The sequence below is a fragment of the Nitratireductor arenosus genome (assembly GCF_009742725.1).
In the GTDB taxonomy this organism is placed as follows: Bacteria; Pseudomonadota; Alphaproteobacteria; order Rhizobiales; family Rhizobiaceae; genus Mangrovimarina; species Mangrovimarina arenosa.
This window is the reverse complement of record NZ_WPHG01000003.1, coordinates 450,976-467,799: the sequence shown is the minus strand read 5'-3', so window position 1 is coordinate 467,799 and position 16,824 is coordinate 450,976. Positions and strand designations below refer to the sequence as shown.

Genomic DNA, 16,824 nt, shown 5'->3' with positions numbered 1-16,824 from the left:
TGTCAGGCTCCCCTGGTCTGAAGGCGTTCGTTCAGGAGCAGGCAGACCATGCCGGGAAGCTTGAGCGCTTCGGCGGCGGCGACCCGCTCGGGTGTGTAGAAACCGGCTTCGTGCAGGCAGTTGATGGTGCCGGCGACCTTGCCGTCGATCTCGATCGGCACGTTGATGACGCTTTCGCAGCCGAGCGCGCGGATCAGCTCGTGGTCGTTGAAGACGGCGCGGATGCCGTCGATGTCGTTGGCCACGAAGGTCTTCTTGTTGTCGATCACCTGACGCGACCAGTCGGTCTCGTTGGCCGGCTTGGTGCCGGAAACGGGATAGGCGTCGGGCATGTTGGAGTAGATCCGCCCGGCAACGCCGTTCCTGGCGTCGTGGGTCATGATGGTGAACAGTTTCACGCCGACGCGCTTTTCGGTCAGCGCGCACAATGCGTCGAAGGCGGCCTGCGGCTGGTTGTCGGCCCGCGCGGCCTCGTTCAAAAATGACGCGTAGTCAGGCGGCTGCATTGTCGTTCTCCATCAAGCGTTTGCGTAACGCCACCTCCGCGTCGGTGACCACCGGCACGGCGGCGATCAGGCGGCGGGTATAGGCGTGCTGCGGATTGGCGAATATCGCTTCGGTCGTGCCCAGCTCGCGCAGGCAGCCCTTCTCGAACACGGCGACGCGGTCGGCGATATTGCGCACCACCGACAGGTCGTGGGTGATGAACACATAGGTCAGCCCGCGCTTGTCGCGCAGCTCGGCGAGCAGCTTCAAAACCCGCGCCTGGACAAGCACGTCGAGCGCCGAGGTCGGCTCGTCGAGCACGACCAGGTCGGATTCGCTGGCGAGCGCGCGCGCGATCGCCACGCGCTGGCGCTGGCCGCCCGACAGGGCCGCGGGCGAGCGGTTCATGAACTCCGCCGGCAGGCCGACCTCCTCGAGCAGCCGCCCGACCCTGTCGGCGCGGTGCGAGCGGTCGCCGATGCCGTGCACGTCGAGCGGCAGGCGCAGCGACGCGCCCACGGAGCGGCGCGGGTTGAGCGAGGAGAGCGGGTTCTGCTGGACGAGCTGGATCGCGCGGCGATGGCGCAGCTCGCGCCGCGCTGGCAGCACGTCGCCGCGCCAGGCGATCGTGCCCATCGAGGGCGGGTAGATGCCCAGAATCATGTTGGCGATGGTCGACTTGCCCGACCCGCTTTCGCCGACGATCGCCAGGCACTCGCCTTCCTCGACGTCGAACGAGACGTCGTCGACGGCGCGGATCTCGCGCTGGCCGAGCGTGAACACCTTGGAGACGTTGCGTAACGACAAAAGACCGGTCATGCCACGCCCTCCGGCTCGCCGCAGCCCTCGTGCACGACGAGCGGCTGGTAATAATCCTCCGACACGTCCTCGATCTCGGGAATGCCGCCGCCGGTGATGCGCGGCACCGCCGATAACAGCGCGCGCGTATAGGGATGGCGCGGGTCGGCGAACAGGCCCTCGGCGGTGGCGTGCTCGACGATGCGGCCCTTGTAGATGACGTAGACCCGGTCGGCGAACTCGCGCACCACGCCCAGATTGTGGGAGATGAACAGCACCGAGGTGTGGTGCTCTTCGACCATGTCGCGCATCAGCGCCAGCGTCTGTGCCTGGACGGTGACGTCGAGCGCGGTGCCCGGCTCGTCGGCGATCAAAAGCGCCGGCTCGTTGGCGAGCGCCATGGCGATCATCACGCGCTGGTTCATGCCGCCGGAGAGCTGGAAGGAATAGGAGTCCAACGCGCGCTCAGGCTCGGGGATGGCGACGGCCGAAAGCAGCGCGGCGGCCCTGTCGCGGGCGGCGGCCTCGGAGATCGCCGGATCGGCGCGCTTCAAGACCTCGTGAAACTGCGGCGCGATCCGGTAGACCGGATTGAGCGAGGAGGTCGGATCCTGGAAGATCATCGACATTCTGGTGCCGCGCAGCGCGTGGCGCTCACGCGCCGACAGGCGGTCGAGATCGCGTCCCTCGAATTCGACCGTGCCGGAGATGCGTGCGCTCCTGAGTTCCTGCAGCAGGCCGAGAACGATGCGCGCGGTGACCGACTTGCCGGAGCCGGATTCGCCGACCAGCGCCACGCGCTCGCCCTTGTTGATATGGAGCGAGATGCCGTGCAGCACCTCGACCGGCCCGGCCCAGGTCCGGAAGCCGAGGCCGAGATCGGCGATCCGCAGCGTCGGCGCGCTCATTGGTCGACCCCCAGAATGTCGCGCAGTGCGTCGCCGAGCAGGTTGAAGCCGAATACGGCGACCAGGATCGCCAGTCCCGGAAACACCGTCAGCCACCAGGAATCGGGCAGGTACTTCGCCCCGTCGGCGACCATCGAGCCGAGATCGGGCGTCGGCGGCTGCACGCCGAGGCCGAGGAAGGACAGCGAGGAGGCGATCAGGATGACGAAACCCAGATCGAGCGTCATCTTGGTGACGATCGACGGCACGCAATTGGGCAGGATCTCGCGGAAGATGATGTGGGTCCTGGAAGCGCCGATCACCTCGGCGGCCAGCACGTAGCCCTCCTCCTTCTCGGAACGGGTCAGATTGTAGACCAGCCTCGTATACCAGGGCCACCACATCGCGGTGACGGCCAGCATGCCGTTGGTCAGCGTCGGCTCCAGCAGGCCCATCATCGACATGGCCAGCACCAGCGGCGGGATCGACAGGAACACGTCGGTGATGCGCATCAGCACATATTCCGTCCAGCCGCCGATATAGCCGGCGACCAGCCCGATCGTCACGCCGACGGGAACCGCGATCGCCAGCACGACCGCGCCGAGCAGTAGCGAGATGCGGTAGGCGTAGAGGATGCGTGAGAACAGGTCGCGCCCGACCAGGTCGGTGCCGAACAGATAGGGCCATTCGGGCGGCTTGTTGAAATTGGCGAAATCGACCACCGCGCCCCGATGCTCGGGGAACGGCGCGATAAAGTCGGCAAACAGCGCGCCGAACACCACCAGCGTAATCAGGATCACGCCGGTCAGCGACAGCGGGTTGCGCACCAGGATATAGGCTGCCCGCTTCATGACGCCCTCTGCGAATAACGGATGCGTGGATTGATGAAGGCGATCAGGAGGTCGACGATGATGTTGACCAGCAGGAACATGGCCGAGATGATCAAAACCGTGCCGACAATGGCGTTCAGGTCCTTGCGCAGGATCACCGCGACGCCGTAGCGCGACAGGCCCGGCCAGGCGAACACCGCCTCGACCAGGAAGGCGTTGCCGAGCATGGCCGCGAAATCGAGGCCGATGATCGTCAGCGAGGGGATCAGCGAGGGACGGAAGGCGAAGCGCCGCGCGATGCGCCGCTCGGGGAAACCATAGGAGCGCGCCATCTCGATGAACGGCTTGTCGTAGGTCTCGACCATGTTGGAGCGCGTCAGACGCGCCGCCTGGCCGATGCCCGACAGCGACAGCGCGAAGGCCGGCAGAACGATATGCCAGGCGGCGTTGCCGAAGGCGGCGAGATTGCCGGCGATGAGCGTGTCGATGGTCAGGAAACCTGTGACGGAGGCGATGGCGTAACTGTCGGCGATGCGCCCGGCGATCGGAAACAGCGGCAGATAGAAGGCGAAGATCAGCATCAGGATCACCGCCCAGACGAAACTGGGCGCCGACACGCCGAGCAGCGTGAAGATGCGCACGGCATGGTCTGCCCAGGAGCCGCGATAGCGCGCCGCGATCACGCCGAGCGGCAGGCCGATCAGGATCATCATCAACCCAGCGACCACGATCAGCTCCAGTGTCGCGGGCAGGAACTGGGCGATGTCGGCCGTCACCGGCCGGTTCGTATAGAGCGATATGCCGAGATCGCCGCGCGACAGGTCGCGCAGGAAATAGCCGTACTGGATCGGAAGCGCCTCATCGAGATGCAGCCGCTCGCGCAGCGCCTCGACCTGTTCGGCCGTGGCGTTGGGACCGAGCGCGATGCGCGCGGGATCGCCGGGGATGACCCGGGCGATGGTGAAGATCAGCATGGAGACCCCGACAAGGACGATCAGGGAGGTCCCCAGCCGCTTCGCGAGAAGGCGGACGACTGGCGGCATGATGCTTACCCGTGATGCACGGTGCCGGCCGACGGCGTCTGCCGCCGGCCGGCGTCCTGGGAGTTACTCTCCGGTCATTTCCATGAGCCGGAAGGTGAAGCCGAAACCGTCCAGCCCGAACGCCTTGGCGGGATCGGAGAGCGCCGGCACCTTGACCCGGTTGGAGGCGGCGAAGATCGACTGGCGATCATAGGCGTAGATCGACGGGGCGATCTCCATCAGCCGGTCGTTGAGGGCCGTATAGGCGGCCTGGCGGCCTTCGTCGCTGGTCTCCGCGCGCCCCTTCTCCAGGGCGGCGTCCACCGCCTCGTCCTTCAGATATTCGGGCGACTGCCAGGTGCCCGCGGCCGAGGAGTGATACATCGGATAAAGCAGCGTATCGGGATCGCCGGTGACCGCGTTGGCGAAGATCTGCGAGATGTTCGGCGTATTCTCGGGCTTGGTCACCTGCTCGGTGAACAATGCCCAGGGCAGTTTCCTGATCTCGGACTTGATGCCGAGCTCGGTGAAATTTGCCTGCATGAGAAGCGCGAACCGCTCTTCGATCGGAACCTCGCCGATCCAGGAGATTTCGAGATTGAAATCCTCGGGCTTGTATTTGCACGCGGCCAGATGCTGCTTCGCGGCCTCCAGATCGCGGTTCATCGCGGCGGAGGCCGGCTTGGCACCGTACATGCCGACCGGCACGCCGCCGGTCGCCGGCGAGCCCTGCGCGACGTCGTCGGTGACGGCGACCATCTTGAGGCCGGACGCGTAGTCATAGGCACTGGCGAGCGCGAGCCGGCAATTGACGTCGTCGAGCGGCGGCTTGGTGGTGTTCATCTTGATGTAGAAGGCGCCGCCGCCGGTCTCCTTGAGCATCTGCGCGCCGTCGGCGGCGAGCGATTTCAGCACTTCCGGCGGCAGCCATTGCGAGGAGATGTCGTGCTCGCCCTGCGCGATCAGCGTGCGCACGGTCGCCGCCTCGAGGCCGTAGCGGAAGCGCACCGTATCGGGCGCGGCATCGGCAACGCCGAGGAAATAGTCGGCGTTCTTGGCCATCACCGTCTCTTCCTGCGGATTGTGCGAAACGACCTTGTAGGCGCCGGTGCCCGCCCCGTTGGCCGACAGGAAGGCCTGGCCCCAATCCTTCATCTCGCCGTCGCCCTCGCCGAGATTTTCCATCACCAGCTTCTTGTCGACGATCGGCAGGCGTACCAGCGAGGCCACGAAGGGCGAATAAGGCTGGGAAAGCTTGAAGCGCACCGTGGTGTCGTCGACCTTCTCGGCCCCGTCGACATTCTTGAACAGGAAGGACAGGCCCTGACCGAGCGCCTTGATACGCTCGAAGGAGAAGACGACGTCCTCGGCCGTCAGCGGATTTCCGCTCTGGAACTTCACGTCCTGGCGCAGCTTGAAGACGAAGTCGTTGCCGTCGGCCTCGTAGCTTTCGGCCAGATGCGGGACGTAGCCGGGGCCGCCCTGGGCCGGGATGACCAGCGTATCATAGATATTGAACATCAAGATGGAGTCGGCGTAGTCGGTCGCCTTGCCGGGATCGAGTTCACCGACCGGAACCTCGTCGAGACGCAGCACGGTTTCGGCGAGCGCGGGCGCGGCCCCGAGCGTGGTTGCGGCAAGCAGCGCCGCGGCAAGCGATTTCGAAATCCTGTTCATCACAATTCCCCTATGGTTTCTGGCTCTTGACGGTTGCTTGGTGGCGGCCGCCCTTCTTGCGCACCGCCGGCACGACGCTGTGCGTCGCATCGTCCGGCTCGTCGCCGAACACGTCCATCGTGCAGGTGTGCAGGATGGTCGACGGCGCGCCGGTATGGTTCCAGGACGAATGGACCCTGGTCGACGGAAAATGGATCGAATCGCCGGGCTCGAGGATATGGACCTCGCCCTCGACCTCGACCGTGATCCCGCCGGCAAGCACGTAGAAGATCTCCTCGCCCTCGTGGGCGATCGGTTCGGAACGGTATCCGGGCGGCTCGTGGATGATGACGCTGCGCAGGACGTTTCCCGCAAACGAGGCCGACAGCCTCTCGTAAACGAGCGAATTCGAGCCGACCGCGTAATGCGGGCGCTGGTCGTGCCGGGTGGTCGGCACGGTCAGTTGCGGCTGCGCCAGAAATTCCGACACATGAACCTTGAGCACGCGGGCGACCGATACCAGCGAGGACAGAGACGGGGTGGTGATGCCGCGTTCGATCTGGGAGATGAAACCGACCGACAGGCCCGCGCCTTCGGCGACATGTTTGAGCGTCAGGCCGAGCTCACGACGACGCGCCCTGAGCCGTTCGCCCAGCGGATCCTGGCTGGCGGCGCCGTTGCCTTCGCGTGCGACCTGCTCGTCCACAATCGCTCCCTCGATCGTTTTAGTATTTGTAAAAAACGATGCCTTTGCCGGTGCCGTGAGTCAAGCAGAATTTTAGTCAGGCTAAAACTCTGAAATCGCGACACGAATCGCCCCGCCATGCAGATCCGCATGTATCGCCGCGCCGCGACGCATCCGTGCACCGTCGCAAAACCTCCATCCGGCTGTCAGACGGCTGACATGCGCGGCGGGCAGGTTTGCGGGCTACGAATCACTCCCCCGCGCGCGGTGCGGACCAGACTGGAAAGGAATTCTCATCATGGAAAACGGTGTCGCGGGAACGGGACTGTCGGCGCGCAAGCGACAGGACGATCTGTCGGATTTCGCCGCGGAGCTCGACCTGATCGAGGCGCTGGGCGTGGAGTCGATCGAACTGCCGATCTTCGATCTCGACGTGATCGTCGGCGGCAAGATCCGGCGGCCGCGCCTTGAGGAAATCAAGCGCGCCTGCGCCGGCCGGCCGGTGGCGTTTTCCGTGCACGGACCGCTCGCCATCAACTTCATGGACGAGGCATGGCGGCTGCCGCGCCATCTCGACGTGTTGTCCGCGTCGCTCGAAGTCGCTGCCGAACTGGGCGCCAGGCACTATGTCGTCCATTCCGGGCTGGCGCGCCACCAGTCGGGCGACGGGCTGAAGGCGGCCTATCACCGGCAGCGCGAGTGGCTGGCGCGCGGCGGCGACATCGCCCGCCAGAACGGGCTTTATCTGTGCGTGGAGACGATGTTCGGCGGTTATGACGGCAGCGTCCACGCCTCCTCGCCGCGCCGGCTGGCGGACGAACTGGCCGCGATCGCCCATCCCAACGTGGCCGCGACGATCGATTTCAGCCACGCCTATATCAATCTCGACTTCGCCGGCGCACGGCAGAATTTCGTCGCGGAGATCAAGGCGCTGGCGCCCTATGGCCGCCACCTGCATGTCCACGACAGTTTCGGCCGCCAGGACGACATCTGGATGTTCACCATCGGCGAACGCCTGGCCTATGGCCATGGCGACCTGCATCTGCCGGTCGGCTGGGGCGACCTGCCGTGGGAGGAAATCCTCGCCGAATGCGTTTTTCCCGAAGGCGTCGTCTTCAATATCGAACTGCAGCAGCGCTACTGGTACGCCGCCCAGGAAGCCGTCGATGCGACCAGGGCGCTGGCGGCGCGGGCGCGCACCACGGCACACGCCGCGGCGGCCTGATCCGGCCTGTCCCGGCACCGCGCCGGCCCGGCCGCGACAAAATCCCGGCCCCGTGCTTGCCGCGCCGGGCCGGTTTGCGACATGGTGGCCGCCCCGATCCCGGAAGCGCCCGTCTTCCTTTCGACACGGACACCTTGAATGAGCGATGCCGTCACCTTCGTCCACCTGACCGACCTGCACGCCGTCGCCGCGCCGCACGTCGAGGGCGATGCCTGCGCGGCCAATCTCGACCGGCTGGCGGCGGTGATGGCGACGATCGGCAAGATCACGCCGCGCCCCGATTTCGTCGTGGTCAGCGGCGACATCACCGACCGCGGCGATCTGGACAGCTACCGGCGGGTGCGCGCCGTGGTCGAGGCGCACGGCCTTAAAACCCTCTACGCGCTCGGCAATCACGACAGCCGGCCGGGCTTTTACGCCGGCATGCTCGACGACAAGGCCGGCGCGACCGCCCCCTACTGCCACGACCGGCTGATCGGCGGCCTGCATGTCGTCACGCTCGACACCAGCGTTGCCGGCAAGGTGGCCGGCGCGCTGTGCGAGGACCAGTTCGCCTTTCTCGACGCCGCGCTGCGGCGCCATCCGGAAGCGGCGAAGCTGCTGGTCATGCACCACGCGCCGCTGGTCGCGCCCGGCACCGGTTATGGCTGGGAAAGCCTCGGCGCGGCCGATACGCAGCGCCTGGCGGCGGCCATCGCCGGCCACCCCGTCGCCGGCATTGTGACCGGCCACGTCCACTACGACCGCGTTGCGATATGGAACGGCGTGCCGGTCGTCACCACCACCGGGCTCCACAACGCCAACGACGTGCTTTATCGCGACGGGCTGCGGTTCGTCGCCGGCGGATCGTTCGCTCTATGCAGCGTGCGCGACGGTTCCCTGTCGGTCGCCTTCGTGCCGCTCGCCTCCGACCGGCGCGAACTGGCCATTCTCGACGCGGCGACGGTGCGCGGCTTCTCCTGAGCCGTTTTCGGCCCGAAAAACGCGTCGATTCGGCCACAGAAACTGCGATTTTTTCTGCAAAAATTTGCAAAAATCGCAAAAGTGCCGCCAAAACCGCGATTTTTTCGCGCAAGACTGCGCGTGTTTGAGCGGCCTTCCGGCTCACAAAATTTCGCCGGCGCGACACCGGCCGTAGCCTTGTTGCGATCATGGTCCGCCCGCCCCGATGGACGCGAGTTTTCCTTGCGTCGGCCAGGCGAAGGTGGATGATCATGGTTCGGGAGGAGACGGCGCGGCTGGCGGCCTTGAACGAAACGCCGGCCGGCGCGTTGGCTTCCCAGACCACCGGGAGCCCGATGCCATGGCCGAACACAAGCCGCTTCGCCTCAACGTGCCAGAGCCGGAAGTGCGCCCGGGCGGCAAGCCGGACTTTTCCAACGTCAAGATCCCCAAGGCCGGCAGCGTCGAGCGCCCGCCGATCGACGTGCCGCCGGAAGACATCCGCGACATGGCCTATTCGATCATCCGGGTGATGAACCGCAAGGGCGAGGCGGTCGGTCCGTGGGCGGGCACGCTGACGGCACAGGAGACGCTCGACGGGCTGCGCGCCATGATGCGCGTGCGCGCCTTCGACCGGCGCATGCTGATGGCGCAACGCCAGGGCAAGACCTCGTTCTACATGCAGTGTCTGGGCGAGGAGGCGATCGCCTGCGCCTTCCGCAAGGCGCTGGAAGACGGCGACATGAATTTTCCGACCTACCGCCAGCAGGGCCTGCTTTTGGCCGGCGGCTATCCAATGGTCGACATGATGTGCCAGATCTATTCCAACACCCGCGACCCCAACAAGGGCCGGCAATTGCCGGTGATGTATTCGTCGAAAAAATTCGGCTTCTTCTCGATCTCGGGCAATCTCGCCACCCAGTTCCCGCAGGCCGTCGGCTGGGCGATGGCGTCGGCGATCAAGAACGACACCCGCATCGCCGCCGCCTGGATCGGCGACGGCTCGACGGCGGAAAGCGACTTCCACGCCGGCCTGGTCTTCGCCTCGACCTACAAGGCGCCGGTCGTGCTCAACATCGTCAACAATCAATGGGCGATCTCGACCTTCCAGGGCATCGCCCGCGGCGGCTCGGGCACGTTTGCCGCGCGCGGCCACGGTTTCGGCATTCCCTCGCTCAGGGTCGACGGCAACGACTATCTCGCCGTCCACGCGGTGGCCAAATGGGCGATCGAGCGGGCCAGGCGCAATCTCGGGCCGGTGCTGGTCGAATACGTCACCTATCGCGCCGCCGCGCACTCGACCTCGGACGACCCGTCCGCCTACCGGCCGAAGGAGGAAACGGACGCCTGGCCGCTCGGCGACCCGGTCGAACGGCTGAAGAACCATCTGGTCGCCGTCGGCGCCTGGACGCAGGAGCGCCACAGCCAGGCCGAGGCGGAGATCGATGCCGAGGTGCTGGCCGCGCAGAAGGAGGCCGAAGCCTTCGGCACGCTGCACAGCGGCCCGAAAGCCTCGCCGCGCGACATCTTCGAGGAGGTCTACGACACGATGCCGCCGCATCTCAGGCGCCAACGCCAGGAAGCGGGGTACTGACGATGCCGCGCATGACGATGATCGAGGCGATCCGCGACGCCCATATGGTGGCGATGGAAAAGGACGACAATGTCGTCGTGTTCGGCGAGGATGTCGGTTATTTCGGCGGCGTGTTCCGCTGCACCCAGGGCCTGCAGGAACGGTTCGGGCGCGACCGCTGCTTCGACAGCCCGATCAGCGAATGCGGTATTGTCGGCACGGCGATCGGCATGGCCGCCTATGGGCTGAGGCCGTGCGTGGAAATCCAGTTCGCCGACTATGTCTATCCAGCCTACGACCAGATCGTGTCGGAGGCCGCGCGCCTGCGCCACCGCTCGGCAGGCGATTTCACCTGCCCACTCACCATCCGCATGCCGACCGGCGGCGGCATTTTCGGCGGCCAGACCCACAGCCAGAGCCCGGAGGCGCTGTTCACCCACGTCTCGGGGCTGAAAGTGGTGGTGCCGTCGAACCCGTATGACGCCAAGGGGCTTTTGATCGCCTCGATCGAGGACGACAACCCGGTGATCTTCCTGGAGCCGAAGCGGCTTTATAACGGTCCCTTCGACGGCCATCACGACAAGCCGATCATCCCGTGGTCGAAGCACGCGCTGGGCGAAGTGCCGGCCGGCCATTTCACCGAACCGCTGGGCAAGGCGGTGGTGCGGCGCGAGGGCGGCGCCGTCACCGTGCTCGCCTACGGCACCATGGTTTACGTGGCCGAGGCGGCGGCCGAGGAGAGCGGCGTCGACGCCGAGGTGATCGACCTGAGGACGCTGCTGCCGGTCGACCTCGACACGATCGTGGCCTCGGTGAAGAAGACCGGACGCTGCCTGATCGTGCACGAGGCGACGCTGACCTCGGGTTTCGGCGCCGAACTCGCCGCGCTGGTGCAGGAACATTGCTTCTACCATTTGGAAGCGCCGATCCGGCGCGTCACCGGCTGGGACACGCCCTACCCGCACGCGCAGGAATGGACCTATTTTCCCGGCCCGGCACGGGTCGGCGCCGCGCTCGGCGAACTGATGGAGGGCTGAGATGGGCCAGCACGTCATCAAGATGCCGGATGTCGGCGAGGGGATCGCGGAGGCCGAACTGGTCGAATGGCACGTCAAGGTCGGCGATCCGGTGAACGAGGACATGGTGCTGGCCGCCGTGATGACCGACAAGGCGACGGTGGAAATTCCCTCGCCGGTCGAAGGCATCGTCGCCTGGCTCGGCGGCGAGGTCGGCGAGCAGATCTCGGTCGGCGCGCCGCTCTTGAAGATCGAGGTCGCCGGCGACGGCAACACCGACGCGGCCGCCACGCCGCGGCCGGCCGAGCCGCTGGCGGAAGACGAGGACGCGCCGGCACAGCCGGCAGCCGACACACGCGAGACCAGCCTGAAAGAGGAGCCCGATGGCGGCGGTGAGGCACAGGACGCGCCCGTCTCGGCGCGCAGACAGCCGGATAAGACGACGTCCCCGGCGGGCAAAGCCACCCGCGACCGCAGCCTGCCGGCCCAGACGCGCAAGGAAGGCGACAGGCCGCTCGCCGCGCCGGCGGTGCGACTGCGGGCGCGCGAGGCCGGCGTCGATTTGCGTTTCGTGCGTGGCAGCGGTCCGGCCGGCCGCATCACCCACGAGGATCTCGATTTGCATCTGGACGCCGGCGCCCGCCCCGGCACGGCCGCCGCGCGCGCGCCCGACAACCGCGTCACCGACTTCAAGGTGGTGGGCCTGCGGCGGCGCATCGCCGAAAAGATGCAGGTGGCGAAATCGCGCATCCCACACATCACCTATGTCGAGGAAGTGGAGATGGACGCGCTGGAGGATCTGCGCGCCGCCCTTAACACGCGCAAGCGCGACGACCAGACACGGCTGACGCTGTTGCCGTTCCTGCTTCTGGCCATGGTCAGGGCGATCCGCGAGCAGCCGAGCCTGAACGCGCTCTACGACGACGAGGCCGGTATCGTGCACCAGCATGGCGGCGTGCATGTCGGGATCGCCACCCAGACCCGCAACGGGCTGGTGGTGCCCGTGGTGCGGCACGCCGAAACGCTCGATTTGTGGTCCTGCGCGGCGGAAATCGCCAGGCTGGCCGAGGCTGGGCGCAACGGCACGGCGACCCGCGAGGAACTGTCCGGCTCGACCATCACCATCACCTCGCTCGGCGCGCTCGGCGGCATTGCCACCACGCCGGTCATCAACCATCCCGAGGTCGCGATCATCGGCGTCAACAAGATGCAGGTGCGTCCGGTCTGGGACGGCGCCCAGTTCCTGCCCGCGAAGATGATGAACCTGTCGTCGAGCTTCGACCACCGCATCATCGACGGCTGGGACGCGGCCGTGTTCGTCCAGCGGATCAAGACGCTTCTGGAAACGCCGGCATCGATCTTCATCGAGGACTGACAGGATGAGAGACATCAAGTGCCAATTGCTGGTCATCGGCGCCGGGCCGGGCGGGTATGTCTGCGCCATACGCGCCGGCCAGCTCGGCATCGACACGGTGATCGTGGAAGCCGAGAAACCGGGCGGAACCTGCCTCAATGTCGGCTGCATTCCCTCCAAAGCGCTGATCCACGCGGCGGACGAGTTCGCCAAGGCGAGCGCGTTTGCCGGAGGCGACACGCCGCTCGGCATCCAGACCGGCGAGGCCAGGATCGACTATCCCAGAACGCTCGAATGGAAGGACGGCATCGTGCACCGGCTCACCAACGGGGTGAGCGGGCTTCTGAAAAAGGCCGGCGTCAAGCATGTCGACGGCTGGGCACGATTTCGCGACGGCAAGACCGTGCATGTGGACACCGCGACCGGCACCCAGACCATCGAGGCCGAGCAGATCGTGATCGCGACCGGCTCGAACCCGGTCGAGCTGCCGGGCCTACCGTTCGGCGGCGACATCCTGTCGTCGACCGGTGCGCTGGCGCTGACGGAAATCCCGAAAAGCCTGGCGGTGGTCGGCGCAGGTTATATCGGGTTGGAACTGGGCACGGCCTTCGCCAAGCTCGGCAGCCAGGTGAGCGTGCTCGAAGCCATGGACCGCATCCTGCCCGCCTATGACGAAGAACTGACCAGGCCGGTCAAGAAGCGTCTCGAGGCGCTTGGCGTGACGGTGCTGACCGGCGTCAAGGCGGAACGACATGCCAAGAACGCCGGAACGCTTTCCTATACCAACGGTACGCAAGCCGGCACGGTGCCGGCCGACGCGGTGCTGGTCACGGTCGGCCGAGCGCCGGCCACAGAGGGCTGGGGGCTGGAGGAGCTCGACCTGACCATGGACGGACGTTTCATCGCCGTCGACGACCAATGCCGCACCTCGATGCGCGGCGTCCACGCGGTCGGCGACGTGACCGGCGAACCGATGCTGGCACATCGCGCGATGGCGCAGGGCGAAATGGTGGCCGAGATCATCGCCGGCAAACGGCGCGCATGGGACCGACGATGCGTGCCGGCGGTCTGCTTCACCGATCCCGAGATCGTGTCGGCCGGCCTGTCGCCGCAGGAGGCGGCCAAGACCGGGCTCGACGTGCGCACCGCAAGCTTTCCGCTGCAGGCCAACGGCCGCGCCATGACGATCGAGCGCGACGACGGCTTCGTGCGTATCGTGGCGCGGGCCGACAATCATCTCGTCGTCGGCGTTCAGGCGGCCGGCTCGCAAATTTCCGAACTCGCCTCCTATTTCGCCCACGCCATCGAAATGGGCGCGCGGCTGGAAGATGTCGCGCAGACGATCCACGCCCATCCGACACTGGGGGAGTCATTCCAGGAAGCGGCCCTGCGCACCCTCGGCCATGCCCTGCATATCTGACACGGGCCGGCATTCGCGACCGGGATCGAACGATGCGAATTCAGGCACGACTTCGCATCATTCCGTCGGCTTTCGACGATCCGCCGCGCAGATCATGCCTGCTTTACGCCGATCGCGCGCATTTTCGACACGACCGCGCCGGGTCCGACCACATCATGGCTTGCGCGCCGTGCGGGTTTTCTGAATAGTGCCGGCCGAGAGCATTTCTTCTGATAATCAAAAAACCATCAATGCTCGCTAATGGGAGAAGACAATCATGAGCATCGGACAATCTTTCCGTGGTCTGCGCGCGCGAAGCCGCAAGGTTGCACTGGCTGCCGCGGGCGCGGGACTGCTTCTCGGGTCGACCGCGCAAGCCGAAACCTTGCGGTTCGCCTTTCAAGGCACGCTGAACGCGCTCGATCCCTATTCGCTCAACGAGACCTTCACGCTCGGCATGCTCGGCAATGTCTATGAGGGCCTGACCAAGCGCGACAAGGATCTCAAGATCATTCCGGGCCTGGCCGAAAGCTGGGAGGTCGTCGACCCGCTGACCTGGCGCTTTCATCTGCGCAAGGGGGTGAAATTCGCCAACGGCAACGACTTCACCGCCGACGACGTCATCTTCTCGGCCGACCGCGTGCGCGCCGAGACGTCCGACCTGAAGACCCGCATCCCGGCCGATTCCGAATGGAGCAAAATCGACGACCATACGGTGGAGGTGAAGCTTACCTCGCCCAATCCGATCCTGCATTACGAGTGGGACACCTGGTATATTTTCGACAAGGAATGGGCCGAAGCCGAAGGCGCGGTCTCGCCGGTGTCGGCGCGCGACACCAATCCCGGACCGGCGGCGTTCAAGGCGAACGGGACCGGACCTTTCCAGATCGACAGCCACGAACCCGGCGTGAAGACGATCTTCAAGCCCAATGAAAGCTGGTGGGGCGAGCCGGAACACAATCTGACCGAGGTGGTGTTCACGCCGATCGCCGCCGACGGCACGCGCGTCGCCGCGCTTCTGGCCGGCGATGTCGACCTGGTCGACCCGGTTCCCGTGCAGGACATTCCGCGCGTCAACAGCGACCCCAACACCGAGGCGCTGACCGGGCCGGAGCTGCGCGTGATCCATCTCGGCTTTAACCAGTTCCGCGACGAGTTGCCGACGTCCGACGTCAAGGGCAAGAACCCGTTCCGCGACGTCAATGTGCGCAAGGCGGTCTACCAGGCGATCGACATGGAGGCGATCAAGGAGCGCGTGATGCGCGGCCTGTCGACGCCGGTGCCGCTTTTGATCGCCAACGAGCTGTTCACCGGCTCGGGCGATTTCAAGCGGCTGCCCTACGATCCGGACGCGGCCAAGAAGCTTCTGGCCGACGCCGGCTATCCGGACGGCTTCTCGGTCGGCATGGACTGCCCGAACGACCGCTATGTCAATGACGAGGCGATCTGCCAGGCGGTGGTGTCGATGCTGGCGCGCATCGGCGTGAAGGTGAACCTCAACGCCCAGCCCAAGGCGCAGTATTTCGCCAAGGTGCTGGCGCCCGGCGGCTACGACACCGACTTCTACCTGCTCGGCTGGACGCCCGGTTCGTTCGATTCCTGGAACGTGATCACCAATCTGGTCGGCTGCCGCGACGAGACCGGCAAGGGCGGGCCGTTCAATCTCGGCGGCTATTGCAGCGAGGAAGTCGACGCGCTGGCGGCCAAGATCGTGGTCGAAATCGATCCTGAAAAGCGCGATGCGCTGATCAAGGAAGCCTACACGATCATGACGAACGAAGTCTCGCACATCCCCTTGCACCAGCAGTCGCTGGTGTGGGGCAAGCGCAAGAACATCGACATTGTCCAGCGCCCGGACAACCAGGTCCTGTTCTACTGGGCCACGGTGAACTGAACGTCCAAAGCGCCATCTGATCCCCCGCGCGCGCCGCGCGCGGGGGTGGCATGGACTTCAGGGGCACAGATTCATGATCGCATTCGCCATCAGGCGGTTCGTCCAGGCGCTCGGCGTCATGCTTGTCGTCGCGCTGATTTCCTTCCTGATGTTCCGCTTCGTCGGCGACCCGGTGAACCAGCTCGTCGGGGTCGACACGTCGCCGGCCGAGCGCGAGGCTTTGCGCCAGGCGCTCGGCCTCAACGATCCGGTGATGATCCAGTTTTCCCGCTTCATCGTGAGGGCGGTGCAGATCGATTTCGGCATTTCCTACCAGTTCAAACAGCCGGTCGCCGCACTGATCGCCTCGCGCCTGCCGGCGACGCTGGAGCTGTCCTTCGTCTCGGCGCTATTCGCGCTCGCCGTCGGCGTGCCGATGGGCGTCTATACAGGGCTCTACCGCAACACGCTTTTGGCGCGCGGTTTCCTGGCCATCAGCCTGATCGGCGTGTCGCTGCCGACCTTTCTGATCGGCATCCTGCTGATCTTCGTGGTGTCGGTGAATCTCGGCTGGCTGCCCTCGTTCGGACGCGGCGAGACGGTCAGCATCGGCGGGATGTGGACGACCGGGTTTTTGACCAGATCGGGCCTGTTGTCGCTGATCCTGCCGGCGATCACCCTCGGCCTGTTTCAGATGACGCTGATCATGCGGCTGGTGCGCGGCGAGATGCTGGAAGTGCTGAGAACCGATTACATCAAGTTCGCCCGCGCGCGCGGGCTGTCGCGGCGCGCCGTCAATTTCGGCCACGCGCTGAAAAACACGCTGGTGCCGGTGATCACCATCACCGGACTGCAACTCGGCTCGATCATCGCCTTCGCGATCATCACCGAAACCGTGTTCCAATGGCCGGGCATGGGGCTGTTGTTCCTGCAGGCGGTGCAGAATGTCGATATCCCGATCATGGCCGCCTACCTGCTTTTGATCGCGTTCCTGTTCGTGGCGATCAACTTCATCGTCGACCTGCTCTACGTGGCGGTCGACCCGCGCATTCGCCTCGGCGAAGCCAGGAGATAGCCG

Annotated in this window: 15 protein-coding genes; 8 read left to right on the top strand and 7 right to left on the bottom strand. The window is 65.8% G+C overall.

Annotated features, from left to right (window positions below; genetic code table 11):
* Positions 1 to 2 precede the first annotated feature (2 nt).
* The 7 genes from GN330_RS14230 to GN330_RS14200 all read right to left on the bottom strand — a co-directional run bounded on the left by GN330_RS14230 (position 3) and on the right by GN330_RS14200 (position 6,385).
* The gene (locus tag GN330_RS14230; RefSeq protein WP_156713346.1) at positions 3 to 506 is read right to left on the bottom strand and encodes a GAF domain-containing protein; all 504 of its coding nucleotides are present in this window, start codon (positions 504 to 506) and stop codon (positions 3 to 5) included.
* Positions 493 to 1,305 carry an ABC transporter ATP-binding protein gene (locus tag GN330_RS14225; RefSeq protein ID WP_156713345.1) on the bottom strand — a complete coding sequence of 271 codons (813 nt, stop codon included), beginning with the start codon at positions 1,303 to 1,305 and terminating at the stop codon, positions 493 to 495. The genes GN330_RS14230 and GN330_RS14225 overlap by 14 nt, the downstream gene beginning before the upstream one ends.
* On the bottom strand, positions 1,302 to 2,192 hold the full coding sequence (locus tag GN330_RS14220) for an ABC transporter ATP-binding protein (protein WP_156713344.1): 891 nt from the start codon (positions 2,190 to 2,192) through the stop codon (positions 1,302 to 1,304). The genes GN330_RS14225 and GN330_RS14220 overlap by 4 nt, the downstream gene beginning before the upstream one ends.
* Positions 2,189 to 3,022, bottom strand: a complete 834-nt coding sequence (locus tag GN330_RS14215; protein ID WP_156713343.1) for an ABC transporter permease — start codon at positions 3,020 to 3,022, stop codon at positions 2,189 to 2,191. The genes GN330_RS14220 and GN330_RS14215 overlap by 4 nt, the downstream gene beginning before the upstream one ends.
* On the bottom strand, positions 3,019 to 4,044 hold the full coding sequence (locus GN330_RS14210; RefSeq protein ID WP_156713342.1) for an ABC transporter permease: 1,026 nt from the start codon (positions 4,042 to 4,044) through the stop codon (positions 3,019 to 3,021). Before GN330_RS14210 ends, GN330_RS14215 begins: the two co-directional genes overlap by 4 nt.
* A 63-nt stretch (positions 4,045 to 4,107) precedes the next feature.
* The gene (locus GN330_RS14205; protein ID WP_156713341.1) at positions 4,108 to 5,700 is read right to left on the bottom strand and encodes an ABC transporter substrate-binding protein; all 1,593 of its coding nucleotides are present in this window, start codon (positions 5,698 to 5,700) and stop codon (positions 4,108 to 4,110) included.
* A gap of 10 nt (positions 5,701 to 5,710) precedes the next feature.
* Positions 5,711 to 6,385, bottom strand: coding sequence for a cupin domain-containing protein (locus GN330_RS14200; RefSeq protein ID WP_197435173.1), 675 nt, complete (start codon positions 6,383 to 6,385; stop codon positions 5,711 to 5,713).
* 277 nt (positions 6,386 to 6,662) lie between these two features.
* On the opposite strand from GN330_RS14200, the gene GN330_RS14195 reads away from it, so the two are divergent.
* The 8 genes from GN330_RS14195 (at position 6,663) to GN330_RS14160 (ending at position 16,821) form a co-directional block, all read left to right on the top strand.
* Positions 6,663 to 7,589 carry a sugar phosphate isomerase/epimerase family protein gene (locus tag GN330_RS14195; RefSeq protein ID WP_156713340.1) on the top strand — a complete coding sequence of 309 codons (927 nt, stop codon included), beginning with the start codon at positions 6,663 to 6,665 and terminating at the stop codon, positions 7,587 to 7,589.
* 138 nt (positions 7,590 to 7,727) lie between these two features.
* Complete coding sequence (locus tag GN330_RS14190) at positions 7,728 to 8,552, top strand: metallophosphoesterase (protein WP_156713339.1); 825 nt, start codon at positions 7,728 to 7,730, stop codon at positions 8,550 to 8,552.
* A 340-nt stretch (positions 8,553 to 8,892) separates the two neighbouring features.
* Complete coding sequence (locus GN330_RS14185) at positions 8,893 to 10,125, top strand: 3-methyl-2-oxobutanoate dehydrogenase (2-methylpropanoyl-transferring) subunit alpha (RefSeq protein ID WP_156713338.1); 1,233 nt, start codon at positions 8,893 to 8,895, stop codon at positions 10,123 to 10,125.
* A 2-nt stretch (positions 10,126 to 10,127) separates the two neighbouring features.
* On the top strand, positions 10,128 to 11,141 hold the full coding sequence (locus tag GN330_RS14180; protein WP_156713337.1) for an alpha-ketoacid dehydrogenase subunit beta: 1,014 nt from the start codon (positions 10,128 to 10,130) through the stop codon (positions 11,139 to 11,141).
* 1 nt (position 11,142) lies between these two features.
* Positions 11,143 to 12,495, top strand: a complete 1,353-nt coding sequence (locus tag GN330_RS14175; RefSeq protein ID WP_156713336.1) for a dihydrolipoamide acetyltransferase family protein — start codon at positions 11,143 to 11,145, stop codon at positions 12,493 to 12,495.
* Positions 12,496 to 12,499: 4 nt separating this feature from the next.
* Entirely contained in the window at positions 12,500 to 13,894 is a 1,395-nt protein-coding gene (lpdA, locus tag GN330_RS14170) for a dihydrolipoyl dehydrogenase (protein ID WP_156713335.1), read from the top strand.
* 256 nt (positions 13,895 to 14,150) lie between these two features.
* On the top strand, positions 14,151 to 15,767 hold the full coding sequence (locus GN330_RS14165) for an ABC transporter substrate-binding protein (protein ID WP_156713334.1): 1,617 nt from the start codon (positions 14,151 to 14,153) through the stop codon (positions 15,765 to 15,767).
* 73 nt (positions 15,768 to 15,840) lie between these two features.
* A complete protein-coding gene (locus GN330_RS14160; RefSeq protein WP_156713333.1) occupies positions 15,841 to 16,821 on the top strand; it encodes an ABC transporter permease in 981 nt (326 codons plus the stop codon).
* The last annotated feature ends 3 nt before the right edge of the window (positions 16,822 to 16,824 follow it).